Origin of the sequence: Pantoea sp. sgz302252, from assembly GCF_047713085.1 — a bacterium.
GTDB lineage: Bacteria > Pseudomonadota > Gammaproteobacteria > Enterobacterales > Enterobacteriaceae > Scandinavium.
Window position 1 is genome coordinate 84,279 of record NZ_JBLFJW010000013.1, and the last position, 13,120, is coordinate 97,398.

The window sequence follows — 13,120 nt, forward strand, 5'->3', positions numbered from 1 at the left end:
AACGATTAACCGAACTCACGCAGACGCATACCGAGCTTCTGGAAGAAAGACATCTGGCTCGTGTCTCTGTCTTTCGCGCCGGTGATGATCACTGTGGCGGTCGTCCCTGCAGGCCACAAATTCCCCTGCTGTTCATCGAGATGAATACGGACCGGCACACGTTGCGCCAGACGCACCCATTCCAGGTTGGAGTCAATGGTCGCCATGCCTTTGGCATCGCTACTGCTGCTGGCGTTGGTTACCCCAGCGGCCACGCTGTCCACGGTGCCTTTGATGACTTTGGTGCTGCCAAGCGGGGTGATTTCGGCGCGATAACCCGGGCGAACCCCTTCGAGTTTGGTTTCCTCCATGTACGCCATCACATAGAAGCTGCCCTTCTGCACTAACGCTACGGCAGTGGAACCGCGGGTGATGAACTCACCGGTGTAAACGTTGAGGTTAGTCACCCAACCGTCGGCAGGCGCGCGAATGACTGTACGTTCTAGATCAAGACGTGCCAGCTCGCGTGTCGCCTGAGCTTTCGCCAACTGGTGCTCAACGGTCTGCAAAATGTTGTTGGCCTGGTCTATCTCTTCACGAGACATCGCCATGGTCCCCAACTGGTTACGACGGCCCGCTTCTCGACGTTTTTCAGCAGCCAACGCCTGATAATAGGCGACATCAGCGTCCGCTTCTTCGAGCGCTTTCTGGTAGCGCGGCTGGTCGATAGTGAACAACACCTGGTTTTTCTTAACCAGTTGGTTATCCTTGACGCTCACTTCAGTGATTAGCCCGGCGACATCCGGCGCGATTGCCACCACGTCCGCACTGAAACGGGCGTCTCGCGTCCACGGCGATTCGGTGTAATAGACCCAGGCGTGGAAAATAGCGATGAAGGCCAACACTACCATCATCAGCGTGATGGCCGTACGGGTAATTTTTCTTGTTAGTGTTTTCACAGCGACCTCAGACGAACAAGCGCGATATCAGATAGAACAAACAGCAGTACAGCGCAGTATTAAAAAGCGCAGGATGCCAGACAAAATCATAGATCCCGGTAGGGGCAAGCACCCGGCGAAGCAGCCAAAAAATGGCTAACGACAATAGCAACTCGAAGAAGATCGGCGGAAACGAGAGACCGAAAATCACGATGACGGGAAACAGACTCATGTTGACCTTGATGTAGAGAGTGCAGGTGAGAGTAGTGAAGCTTTAATTATTCAACTGACAGTATATTAACGTAACTGTTATAACGTGATCTATATTATGTGATCTAAATCACTTTTAAGTCAGAGTGAACAATGGAACGACTAAAACGCATGTCGGTTTTCGCCAAAGTGGTGGAACGGGGCTCTTTTACCGCGGCTGCAAGACAGCTGGAAATGAGCGTTAGCTCGATAAGCCAGACCGTTTCCAGGCTGGAAGATGAGCTACAAGTTAAGCTGCTGAACCGCAGCACGCGCAGCATCGGGCTGACAGAAGCCGGTAAGATTTATTATCAGGGCTGTCGTCGAATGCTGCACGAAGTTCAGGATGTTCACGAGCAGCTTTATGCCTTTAACAACACACCGATTGGCACGCTGCGGGTTGGCTGTTCTTCAACCATGGCACAAAATGTGCTCGCAAAGATTACTGCAGAAATGCTGAAAGAGTACCCTGAATTGTCCGTCAATCTGGTCACCGGCATCCCTGCGCCTGACTTAATTGCTGACGGTCTGGATCTGGTGATTCGCGTCGGCGCACTTCAGGACTCCGGATTGTTTTCACGCCGCCTGGGCTCAATGCCCATGGTGCTTTGCGCGGCAAAAAGTTATCTGCAACAGGCCGGCACACCGGAAAAACCTGCCGATCTCGCCAGCCATTCCTGGCTGGAATACAGCATCCGTCCGCACAATGAGTTTGAGCTTATTGCGCCGGAGGGCCTTTCCACGAAGCTTATCCCTCAGGGCCGCTTTGTGACCAACGATCCGATGACGCTCAACCGCTGGCTGACCGCCGGAGCCGGGATCGCCTTTGTGCCGCTGATGTGGGTGATCAACGAGATCAATCGTGGCGAGCTGGAGATCTTGCTGCCGCGTTATCAGTCTGACCCACGCCCGGTTTATGCGGTCTACACCGAGAAAGATAAGCTGCCGCTTAAAGTTCAGGTCTGTATCAACTATCTGACGGACTATTTCGTCGATGTCGCGAAACAGTTCCAGGGCATCAGCGGCCGGGGAAAATCTTAGGGCACCTGTTCCGGCTCTGCATCTGAAATCAGGTGCGTCACTTCACTGAGCGCGCCAATGCGCTCTTCGCTTGAGCGGTTAAATTTGCTCTTGTCCATCAGCAGCAAAGATTGCGACGCCCGCTTGAGAAGCAGTGATTTATAGCTGGCGTTATGCGCACTGGAATCCCACATCACCCCGCTACGATCAACGCCTTCACAGGAAAAGATAAACAGATCGATATCCAGCGCTTTGAGCTGCGGCACGAGCGCCGGGATCACGTAGTAGCCATATTCGCGCTGGAGCTGCCCACCGGAGCTGATAAGCCTGATATGCTCGCGTTTCCCCAGTTCCATGCACACTAAATGGCTGTTGGTGAAAACGGTCAGGTTGATATCCGGAAGCTGACGGGCCAGAAACCAACAGGTGGAGCTGGCATCCAGCGCAATCGTCATCCCTTCGTCAATCCAGGCCAAAGCATGCCGGGCGATGTCCGATTTGTGGGCGTAATGGCTTTTGAGACGCGTGTGGAACGGGGATTCATTTCCCTGATTATTACGCCGAATGATGCGTGCACGCCCGTGGCTGCGCTGGATTTTTCCCTGCTGTTGCAGCTCGCTCAAATCACGGCGTACCGTTTCTTTACTGACGCTGAGGGCAACCGCCAGTTCATCCGTAGTGAGCGTCTGGGTTTGTTCGAGAAGGGTGATAATTTGCTGATGGCGAATGACCTTCATCTTCGGTCTCCGTCAAAAAAGGCCAGCGGGCCTGCAAGTCAGTGCAGGCCCGTATGGAATGCTATGCCGTTCCGCCGACGGTCAGGTTATCGACCTTAAGCGTCGGCTGGCCTACGCCAACCGGCAGGCTCTGGCCTTCTTTACCGCAGACACCCACGCCGTTATCGAGTTTCAGGTCGTTACCGACCATGGAAATCTGCTGCATCGCTTCAATGCCGGACCCAATCAGCGTCGCGCCTTTCACCGCTTTGGTCACTTTGCCTTTCTCGATGAGGTACGCTTCGGAGGTTGAGAACACAAATTTACCCGAAGTGATATCGACCTGGCCGCCACCGAAGTTTGGCGCGTAGATGCCGTAATCAACAGATTCGATGATTTCCTGCGGAGTCGATTTCCCTGCCAGCATATACGTGTTGGTCATACGTGGCATTGGCAAGTGTGCATAGGATTCACGGCGACCGTTCCCGGTAGGATCCACGCCCATCAGGCGCGCGTTCAGTTTGTCCTGCATGTAGCCTTTCAGCACGCCATTTTCGATCAGCACGTTGTACTGACCCGGCGTCCCTTCATCATCGATGGACACGGAACCACGGCGATCGCTCATGGTGCCATCATCGACAACCGTACAAAGCTCTGAAGCAACCAGTTGCCCCATCTGACCGCTGAATACGGACGTGCCGCGACGGTTGAAATCGCCTTCCAGACCGTGACCTACCGCTTCGTGCAGCAGCACGCCCGGCCAACCTGCGCCCAGAACCACTGGCAGCGTTCCGGCTGGCGCTGCTACGGCAGAGAGATTGACCATCGCCATGCGCACGGCTTCTTTTGCCCACGCATCGGCACGCACGTCGCCATTTTCATCAGCCAGGAAATAGTCGTAACCAAAACGACCGCCGCCGCCGCTGGAGCCACGCTCGCGTTTGCCGTCTTCTTCCACCAGCACGCTGACCGACAGACGAACCAGCGGGCGAACGTCTGCCGCCAACGTGCCGTCAGTGGCTGCAACCAGAATCAGTTCGTAAACGCCGGTCAGGCTGGCGGACACTTCCTGCACTCGCTTGTCTGCTGCACGTGCCGCTTTATCCACACGACGCAGAATGTCGAGCTTCTCTTCGCGGCTCATGCTTTGCAGCGGATCGATGCTGGTATACAGCGAAGTGTGCTCTTTCGCACCAAACGCATGAACTTTGCCGTCGCCATTATCACGCACGATGGTGCGCGCTGCCTGAGCGCTCTGCTCAAGAGCCAGCAGGCTAATCTGATCGGCATAGGCGAAACCTGTTTTTTCGCCGCTAACGGCACGTACGCCAACACCCTGATCGATGTTGTACGAGCCGTCTTTGATAATGCTGTCTTCTAACACCCAGGATTCGTGATAGCTCGACTGGAAATAGAGATCGCCATAATCAAGACGGCGCTCAGTCAGTTGGCCAAGTATGGCAAACAAGTCCTGATGACTCAGGCCATTCGCCGACAGCAGATGTTCACTTACCAGGTTAAGACTCATCGTTTTGCTACTCGTTAGTTGCCGCGAAGGTCGCGGAAAATCAGTTTTATCTATTGAGAGTGAGGTAAATTGTAACGCCCGTCAAATCATTGCTTTTTATCCCCGCGCGCCTGGCGCAGGACTTCATTGATTTGCGGCTGATCGATAGGACCCGAGATGTGGTAGCGCAGAATGGAGACTTTGCTCCACAGCGGCCCCAACACTTTGCTGGCAGCAAACACTGCCGCACCGACAATCGGGTTGATGACAAAGGCGGTGGCAACCCCTACCGTAGCTGAGATTTCCGGTGCCACGATGGCTTCCAGATCCAGTTCACGGCGCACCAGATTCACTGATCCTTTCATGCCAATGTCGGCTTCAAGACCGTCCACCAGCGTGTCGTCTGTGTGCAAGGTACCGTCTTTAATCCAGGCGGTACTGCGAATGGAATCGTAATAGAACCCTTCGCTGAAGGTATCGCTAAAATCGAAGCGCAGCTTGCGTAACAGCGCATCCACACTTAACAGACGTAACAACTGGCCCGCGTGACCCGTGCTGATATCGGTGAATTCACCTTTACCCAAACGCGCTTTCAGAATGCCATTCAGGGAAGCAACGTCTGGCGTCCACGGCTCATCTCGCCAGTGCAGGTCATAGTCGAAGTCAAAAGAAGAGCCCTTCGCCGGGGTCGACACGCCAAAGAAATTCACCGCGGAATCAATCTTGTCGCCGTGCAGTTTACCCTTCATCGAAGTACGTTCACTGCCAGGCACATTGACCCATTCACCGTCCATTGTCAGACGAGCAAACCCGGTATCCACCAGACCATTTGCCAGCGATAGCGTGTTGCCTTTAATCGCAAAATCGCCGTCGATACGGCCGTATTTTTGTCCCCACAACCAGCACTCTGCACAGCGCAATTGCAGGTCAGGCCAGCCCTGGAAATCAACACGATCTTTGCTGTACAGATTGTTGCCCACTGGCGCACCCGTTGTGGTCGTTGACGACGGGTTATAGTAGAGATAGCGAATGGCGGCCAGCCACGGCGAATGGTCGCGTAACGTCAGCGAAGCATTAATCTCCCGGCCCTGAGCATCAATCTGCGTTCCGCCCAGGACTGGCTGGGAAACGAGGCTGAGGTTATTCCATTTTTGTCCTGCCATGGTCAGCGCAGGGGTACGCAGCGTAACACGCTCAGGGAAAGCGGCTGCACTGCCCACGCTATCGGCCGCGCCCTGGCGGAACAACGCCAGCCATTGTGCACCGTCCATCGGCGGCAGGTTCAGTTCAACACCAGCGGTATCTGGCAAAGGCGGCACGCTACGGCTGTCGGAAGCCCAGATAGCTCGGTCCAGCGTAAGTTTCTTATTCAGCAGCCAGCGGCTATTCAGATAATCTTTAGCGCCGACACTGCCAGTCAAATCAAAGCGGGTTAATCCCCCTTCAACGTTTAATTTCACCGGTAGCGGTTCGCCCGCTTTTTTATCGACAGGCGCAGGTAAGCGACTGCTCACATTCTTCAGGTCACCCGTTAAATCGACTTTGTAACTGGCATTGCCTTTGTACGGCAACTCGATGGCCACTTTGCCTTGCCACGGAATGCTGCCACTGACGGCATCGTTTATCTGCTTGGGTAAAACCCCCATTTTGGTCGGCTGCCAGTTGGCATCCATGTTCACCGCGACCTGGTAAGCTTTCGCCCCTTCCGTCGTGGAGAAATCGACTTTTAACGGCTGATTAAACCAGTTGGCCGTCATCGGCCCACTTTTCAGGTCGCCGTTCTCAAAGCTGAATCCCCCGCTGAGATTTTTTAAGGTGCTGTCGAGCGGCTTAATAAACAAGCTGTTGTTATTGAGCTTCACGTCGCCTTTCGCTAACACCTGAGTGCCGTTCAGCGGGATATCGAGATGTAAGCGAGCATTCACATCGCCATCCAGCTGTAGTTCATCAAGCGTTGCACCGAGGGAATCTTTCAACGGCGTATCTTTAAAATACGGGCCAACAGCTTTGCCCGGCCCGCTGATTTGCGAGTCGATAATCAGCTTCTCTTTCGAGTAATCCGGAATGGCGGCATTGAGGTTGTAAGCCGTCACGCCGCCCAGCGCCACTTTGTCGGCCTGCATCCACAATCCGTCGTTGAGGAAGTTGAGGTCGATATTCAGGTTGGTCAGCGCAGGCCAGTCTGGCTGGAAAGCAAAAGTCGCGTTATGCAGCGGCACCCATACCTGGAACTGGCCTTCGTTATGCTTATACGGGAACAAATGCGGGTTACCGCCGTAGACCAGCGTCGCGTTGTCGGACTGCCCGCCTTTGATGGCCGAACTGAGGTAATCGACCAGCTCTTTGCCCATCAGGTTTTCCGGGAAGTAGCGCCAGGCCTGACTGCCATCGTCGGTACTGATCCCCGCCAGAATACCCAGCCAGGGTTCATCGCCCTCAGGCTGCAGCCAGCGGAAACCGCCCCGGGCATGCACCGCTTTGGCCTGGACGTCGATATCACGGCCATCCAGCATGAAGCCTTTGTCATTCTTCACCCACGACAAATTCGCCACGCCTTTGGCGATTTCAAGCGGCGCACGGAATACCGTCTCGTACGGCATTTTGGCGTTTTCCATGCTGACGTTAACCTGACCGTTTTCTACGCTGCCTTCCGCGCGGCCAGAAAAATGTTCAGCACCTGGCAATAGCTTCCACTGTTTCCAGCCAAGATTGCTCCATGCGGCCTGGAAACGGGTCTTTTCGGTAGCCTGAAGAGGAATATCCAGCGCCAGAGAATCGATCTGCCCGGCAGGTTGCGTGGTTTCCCAGATGTCACCGAATGAAGGGGAGAGTTTCTCCGCTATCGGCAGCAGCCCGGAAAGGCCGTTGAGTTCCAGATTGCTCGCGCGGATGCGTAACTCATCACTGCGCACGTTATCTTTGCCGCCCACGTCCTGATCGGGTATCCAGGCCATGGCAAGCGCACCCTGCGGCCAGCGTTTGCCATCGATGGCAATACGAGTGTCCGGCACATGGAAGGACCAGCCTGATTTTTCGCGGGATAAGTGGGCGGTCAGGTTATCGACCGAAAGGTCATGCGGGTGTTTATCGCCTTCCCAGCTCGCACCGCCTTTCTTCAGCCACACATCCCCACTGGCGATGTCGCCTTTATCGAGGGTCATCCAGCCTTCAAGACTAAACCGTGCTGAGGTGAGCGCAATGTTGTCCTGCATCCAACGGCCCAGCCAGGGTTTAACGTCAATGTCATCCGCCTGAACCCACAAGCGCCCTTCGTTCAGCAGACCGTTTTCATCGCGTAAATCCATACGCACTTTCATCACACCGTGCTGCCCGGTCAGGCTTGAGAGGCTCAGTTCCCCTTCGGCACGATGGCGATTCTTGTCATTCAGCCAGGTCAGTTGGGGAATAGCCAGTTCGGCACGTTGTCCGGAAAGCGTGAGGAAGCTGAGATGGCTATCGCGAAGCGTAAACTGGTCGAACTGACGCAGGAACAGATCGCCGATGCGGTCCGTTTTCAGCTTGCCGCTGCCGTCATTATGCTGCAGTGGAGTGTTGGTACGGATTTGCAGCTGCCAGAAGGTCAGCTCACGGAACTGCCAGCGAAAATGCAGCAGGCTTTGCCACACATCCAGCGCCAGAGTGACGCGTTTTACGGAGAGCTGGCCGTTATCACGAAGACCAGCTTTGATATCGCGAACTTCAAGCGTTGGGCCGAAATTTTCCCAACTGGCTTTAATCTGAGAGGCATCGACCGGATGGCCGGTGGATTGGGCAATTTTTTCAAGCAGCTCAGGACGCCATTTATCCAGCTGCGGCAATACGAGACGCAGGCCACTGACCAGTAGCGCGACGATAACAATCAATGTTGCCACCGTGATCAGTAAGATTCCAGGCAAGCGCCTCACGCTTCTCTCCTTGTCGCAGCCAGCAAACTACATCATCACTACGTCGAATTGTTCCTGATTGTAGAGCGGCTCAATCTGAACTTTTACCTGTTTGCCCACGAAGATTTCCACTTCTGCCAGCGCATGTGATTCTTCACCTTTTAAGGTCTCCGCCACTGCAGCAGAAGCGTAGACCAGGAAGCGATCAGAGTCATAGGCATGATGCACACGCACGATTTCACGCATGATTTCATAGCAGACGGTTTCGACAGTTTTCACGGTGCCACGTCCGTGACAGGTTGGGCATTCATTACAGAGGACATGCTCAACGCTTTCACGCGTACGTTTACGGGTCATTTCAACCAGACCCAGCTGTGAAAAACCGTTAATGCTGGTTTTTACGCGGTCTTTGCTCAGAGCCTGCTCCAGCGAGTGCAGCACCCGGCGGCGGTGATCTTCGTTGTTCATATCGATAAAGTCGATAATGATGATCCCACCGAGATTGCGCAGACGAAGCTGGCGGGCGATGGCCTGGGTCGCTTCGATATTGGTGTTGAAAATGGTGTCGTCGAGATTACGGTGCCCAACAAATGCACCGGTGTTGATATCGACCGTTGTCATGGCTTCAGTCTGATCGATAACCAGATACCCGCCCGATTTGAGTTCGACTTTACGCTCCAGCGCACGCTGAATTTCATTCTCAACGTCGAAGAGATCAAAAATAGGCTGACGACCGCTGTAATGCTCCAGTTTGCTGGTCATCTCCGGCATATACTCCGCCGTGAATTCCATCAGCGATTCGAAGGTCAGACGGGAGTCTACGCGGATACGATCCAACTGGGCATCCGCAAAATCGCGAAGCACACGCTGGGCAAGCGCTAACTCACCGTACATCTGATAACGCGTCTGCGGACGTTTTTTACGCTCCATGACTTTCGTCCAGACGCGCTTGAGATAAGCGGCATCGGAGGCCAAATCTTCTTCACACACGCCTTCCGCAGCGGTACGAATGATAAAACCGCCCTGCTCATCACAGTATTCCGTCACCACGTTTTTCAGGCGTTCGCGCTCAGCTTCACTTTCGATTCGCTGGGAAACCCCGACGTGAGAAGCGCCAGGCATGAAGACCAGATAACGGGAAGGCAAAGTGATGTCAGTGGTCAGGCGCGCGCCTTTGGTACCCAGCGGATCTTTCACCACCTGCACCATCAGATCCTGACCCTGACGCACCAGTTCCGAGATATCCCGGACGGTGAATTGCTTCTGCTCTTCACCAGCGACGCATTCGGTGTGGGGCATGATGTCTGAGGCGTGAAGAAATGCGGCCTTGTCCAGGCCAATATCTACAAATGCCGCCTGCATACCGGGAAGGACACGGCTCACCCGACCTTTGTAGATATTGCCTACGATCCCACGGCGCGCTTCGCGCTCGATGTGGATCTCTTGCAGAATACCGCCATCAATGTAAGCCACGCGGGTTTCCGAGGGCGTTACGTTCACTAATAATTCAGCCGTCATGTTTATCCCTTTGCTCACGCAGTGAGTTAAAATTGCTCAGCAACTCATACGTTTCCACCAGCGGTAAGCCGACTACGGCGTGGTAACTGCCCTTTATCTTCCTGACAAAACAGCCACCCAGCCCTTGAATACCGTATGCACCTGCCTTATCCATCGGTTCGCCGCTGGCGATATACCCGACGATATCGTCTTCTGACAATACTCTGAACATCACTTCCGTGGTCACCAGACAATCAATGGTTTGCAGGCGATCGGCCAGCGCGACGGCGGTCATCACCTGATGCGTTTGACCGGAAAGCTGGCGCAGCATGGTGGCGGCATGTTCGGCATCGCGAGGCTTTTCCAGCACTTCGCCGTTGAGCACCACAATGGTGTCTGAGCCAAGTACCGGTAAATCCTTCGCAGCCAGCGCCACACCTGCCTGTGCTTTTTCACGCGCCAGGCGGACAACGTAATGCTGAGCGCTTTCCTGCGGCTGACGCTGCTCTTCAATGCCGGGCAGCAGACGTTCGAAACGCACACCTAACTGAGTCAACAGCTCCTGACGACGCGGTGAGCCGGAAGCAAGATAAAGCATTGTCATAGAAACCTTTATTGTACAGCGAATTGCTGACGGATCTTGCGCATCAGCAAGAATATCCACGGCCAGAGTACACCGTTAACAACACTACTCCAGAACACTTCCGGTCGGAAAGAGACGTTGATCACTAAAAACTCTGCCCAGAAAACAACGATATCCACCGCAAGGGACAGCATCATCACCACCAACGCCTGTTGCCAGAGCGCGAGGTTGCGGAACAGCTGGTATTTCAGAGCCACCAGATAGGCAATGATGCTGAGGGACAATGCGCGGACGCCCAGCGTAGAGCCGCTAATCAGATCCAGTATGGCACCCATAATGAAACCTGTGCCAACATTGACCCGATGCGGTAACGCTAAGATCCAGTAGAGCAGAATGAGCAGAACCCAGTTCGGCCGGTAGACCAACAGATCATCCGGCCAGGGCATCACTTGTAACAAGAGGGCGACCAGAAACGACAGCCAGATAACCCAGCGACCCTGGCTTCGATAGCTTGCCACTACTGCCCTCCTGAAGAAGGCGGAACGGGTGCGGCGGCAGGTGCAGGCTGAGTCATGCCTGTTGCTGGCGGCGGTACAGGTGCGGGCGGCCCCATCGAATCGGCGGCTGGCAACACTTGTGGCATCATCTGCATCAGACGTTCATTGGCCACGCGATGCACTTCTTCTGGCGTCATTGGGTTCGCGCCGTTACGGTCCGCCCCCCACAACAGCAGCAGATAGCGCAGACGCTGAAGACCAGCAGTCGGACGCGCCTGAATGACGGTATAAGCACGCTGAGTGTCGAGTTTCACAGAGGAAACAACCGCAACAGGATAGCCTTCAGGGAAACGGCCACCCAATCCAGACGTCACCAGTACATCACCCACGCGAATATCGGTATTGGCTGGCAGATGTTCCAGTTGCAGATCGTCGGTACACCCGTTACCGGCAGCGATAACGCGAATATCATTACGCAGTACCTGAATCGGCAGCGCATGCGTAGCATCGCAAATCAACAACACGCGGCTGGTCAGTTTCGCGACCGCAACCACCTGGCCGACAACGCCTTTATCGCTGATCACAGGCTGACCTTCGTAGACGCCATTGACGCTACCTTTGTCGATAACCACCTGATCGCTGTAAGGGTCGTTCACCGTGGAGATCACCTGAGTGACCATCTTCTGCTCGTCCTGACGCAGCGGGGAACCCAGCAGTTCTCGCAGACGGGCGTTTTCCTGCTTGTACTGGCCCATCATCAGCAAATCACTGTTTTTCAGCAGCAGTTCCCGGCGCAACGCACGGTTTTCCAGCTCAAGCTGGTCGCGGGAAGCCAAAGTCTGCGAGATGCCGTCCAGTAATTCACGGGGGCCGTTGGAAATAAAGTAGAAAGGGCTAACGGCGGTATCCATGTACGTTCGGATTTGACTGAACGTACCGAGGCGGCTGTCGGCAATAATCACGCCGAGCGCCACCAGCACCGCCAGGATAAGGCGAATCTGTAGCGACGGGCCACGGCTAAAAATGGGCTTCATAGGCTATGCGTATTCTCGTGTCAGTGAAATCAAAGGGCAGCCCTGCCGCTGCCCCAGACTTCAGGCTGACTACTCTTCGCTAAACAAGTCGCCGCCGTGCATGTCGATCATTTCCAGTGCCTTGCCGCCGCCACGGGCAACACAGGTCAGTGGATCTTCTGCAACTACGACAGGAATTCCTGTCTCTTCCATTAACAGGCGGTCGAGGTTACGCAGCAGCGCACCACCACCGGTCAGCACCATGCCGCGCTCGGAGATATCGGAGGCCAGTTCTGGCGGGCACTGTTCCAGTGCAACCATCACCGCACTGACGATACCGGTCAGCGGTTCCTGCAGGGCTTCGAGGATTTCATTGGAGTTCAGGGTGAAGCCACGTGGCACACCTTCTGCCAGATTACGGCCGCGAACTTCAATTTCACGCACTTCGTCACCGGGATAGGCAGAACCGATTTCGTGCTTGATACGCTCAGCCGTCGCTTCACCGATGAGAGATCCGTAGTTACGACGAACATAATTAATGATGGCTTCGTCGAAACGGTCACCGCCGATACGTACGGAGGAGGAATACACTACGCCGTTCAGGGAGATAACCGCAACTTCAGTGGTCCCCCCCCCGATATCCACAACCATAGAACCGGTTGCTTCAGACACCGGCAGACCTGCACCGATTGCTGCCGCCATCGGCTCTTCAATCAGGAACACTTCACGAGCGCCAGCGCCCTGAGCGGATTCACGAATGGCACGACGTTCAACCTGAGTTGCGCCAACCGGCACACACACCAGTACACGCGGGCTTGGACGCATGAAGCTGTTGCTGTGAACCTGCTTGATGAAGTGCTGCAGCATCTTCTCAGTCACGAAGAAGTCGGCGATAACGCCGTCTTTCATTGGACGAATAGCCGCGATATTGCCTGGCGTACGACCCAGCATCTGCTTCGCTTCATGACCGACGGCCGCCACACTCTTCGGCGAACCCGCACGATCCTGGCGAATAGCCACAACGGAAGGCTCATTCAGTACGATGCCTTGTCCTTTTACGTAAATCAGGGTATTCGCGGTACCCAGGTCAATGGACAGGTCATTGGAAAACATGCCACGAAATTTTTTCAACATACTAAGGGATAATCCTGAAAGCTGGGGCGGAAACAAAATCCGCTTACTTTAACCAACCACACGCAGCAGCGACAAGGCGCAAAAATCATCTGCTGCGGTGAAA

The 13,120-nt window shown here is 54.7% G+C and carries 11 protein-coding genes; 1 reads left to right on the forward strand and 10 read right to left on the reverse strand.

Annotation, left to right across the window (positions count from 1 at the left end):
* Positions 1–5: 5 nt before the first annotated feature.
* The gene (gene aaeA, locus ACLW56_RS12105; protein WP_330984022.1) at positions 6–938 is read right to left on the reverse strand and encodes a p-hydroxybenzoic acid efflux pump subunit AaeA; all 933 of its coding nucleotides are present in this window, start codon (positions 936–938) and stop codon (positions 6–8) included.
* Positions 939–945: 7 nt separating this feature from the next.
* Positions 946–1,149, reverse strand: a complete 204-nt coding sequence (gene aaeX / locus ACLW56_RS12110; protein ID WP_330984023.1) for a p-hydroxybenzoic acid efflux pump operon protein AaeX — start codon at positions 1,147–1,149, stop codon at positions 946–948.
* A gap of 131 nt (positions 1,150–1,280) precedes the next feature.
* Between aaeX and aaeR the strand changes: the two genes are divergently transcribed.
* Positions 1,281–2,207: an HTH-type transcriptional activator AaeR gene (gene aaeR / locus ACLW56_RS12115; protein WP_330984024.1), complete on the forward strand. Its 927-nt coding sequence runs from the start codon at positions 1,281–1,283 to the stop codon at positions 2,205–2,207.
* Here the strand turns inward: aaeR and fucR are convergent.
* The 8 genes from fucR to mreB form a co-directional block, all read right to left on the reverse strand.
* Positions 2,204–2,923: an L-fucose operon activator gene (fucR, locus tag ACLW56_RS12120; RefSeq protein WP_330984025.1), complete on the reverse strand. Its 720-nt coding sequence runs from the start codon at positions 2,921–2,923 to the stop codon at positions 2,204–2,206. The genes aaeR and fucR overlap by 4 nt on opposite strands.
* A gap of 61 nt (positions 2,924–2,984) precedes the next feature.
* Entirely contained in the window at positions 2,985–4,430 is a 1,446-nt protein-coding gene (gene tldD, locus ACLW56_RS12125; protein ID WP_330984026.1) for a metalloprotease TldD, read from the reverse strand.
* 86 nt (positions 4,431–4,516) lie between these two features.
* The gene (yhdP, locus tag ACLW56_RS12130; RefSeq protein WP_330984027.1) at positions 4,517–8,314 is read right to left on the reverse strand and encodes an AsmA2 domain-containing protein YhdP; all 3,798 of its coding nucleotides are present in this window, start codon (positions 8,312–8,314) and stop codon (positions 4,517–4,519) included.
* Positions 8,315–8,341: 27 nt separating this feature from the next.
* Complete coding sequence (rng, locus tag ACLW56_RS12135) at positions 8,342–9,811, reverse strand: ribonuclease G (protein WP_330984028.1); 1,470 nt, start codon at positions 9,809–9,811, stop codon at positions 8,342–8,344.
* Positions 9,801–10,394 carry a nucleoside triphosphate pyrophosphatase gene (locus ACLW56_RS12140; protein WP_330984029.1) on the reverse strand — a complete coding sequence of 198 codons (594 nt, stop codon included), beginning with the start codon at positions 10,392–10,394 and terminating at the stop codon, positions 9,801–9,803. Before ACLW56_RS12140 ends, rng begins: the two co-directional genes overlap by 11 nt.
* A gap of 8 nt (positions 10,395–10,402) precedes the next feature.
* Positions 10,403–10,891 (reverse strand): rod shape-determining protein MreD, encoded by a 489-nt coding sequence (gene mreD / locus ACLW56_RS12145; protein ID WP_330984030.1) that lies wholly within the window; start codon positions 10,889–10,891, stop codon positions 10,403–10,405.
* The gene (mreC, locus tag ACLW56_RS12150; protein ID WP_330984031.1) at positions 10,891–11,904 is read right to left on the reverse strand and encodes a rod shape-determining protein MreC; all 1,014 of its coding nucleotides are present in this window, start codon (positions 11,902–11,904) and stop codon (positions 10,891–10,893) included. Before mreC ends, mreD begins: the two co-directional genes overlap by 1 nt.
* Before the next feature lie 69 nt (positions 11,905–11,973).
* On the reverse strand, positions 11,974–13,017 hold the full coding sequence (gene mreB, locus ACLW56_RS12155) for a rod shape-determining protein MreB (protein ID WP_006818047.1): 1,044 nt from the start codon (positions 13,015–13,017) through the stop codon (positions 11,974–11,976).
* Positions 13,018–13,120: the final 103 nt, after the last annotated feature.

Coding starts and splice junctions, on each gene's coding strand:
- rng (WP_330984028.1), bottom strand. CDS start 9,811: ATGACGGCTGAATTATTAGTGAACGTAACGCCCTCGGAAACCCGCGTG.
- tldD (WP_330984026.1), bottom strand. CDS start 4,430: ATGAGTCTTAACCTGGTAAGTGAACATCTGCTGTCGGCGAATGGCCTG.
- ACLW56_RS12140 (WP_330984029.1), bottom strand. CDS start 10,394: ATGACAATGCTTTATCTTGCTTCCGGCTCACCGCGTCGTCAGGAGCTG.
- aaeX (WP_330984023.1), bottom strand. CDS start 1,149: ATGAGTCTGTTTCCCGTCATCGTGATTTTCGGTCTCTCGTTTCCGCCG.
- fucR (WP_330984025.1), bottom strand. CDS start 2,923: ATGAAGGTCATTCGCCATCAGCAAATTATCACCCTTCTCGAACAAACC.
- mreB (WP_006818047.1), bottom strand. CDS start 13,017: ATGTTGAAAAAATTTCGTGGCATGTTTTCCAATGACCTGTCCATTGAC.
- mreC (WP_330984031.1), bottom strand. CDS start 11,904: ATGAAGCCCATTTTTAGCCGTGGCCCGTCGCTACAGATTCGCCTTATC.
- aaeR (WP_330984024.1), top strand. CDS start 1,281: ATGGAACGACTAAAACGCATGTCGGTTTTCGCCAAAGTGGTGGAACGG.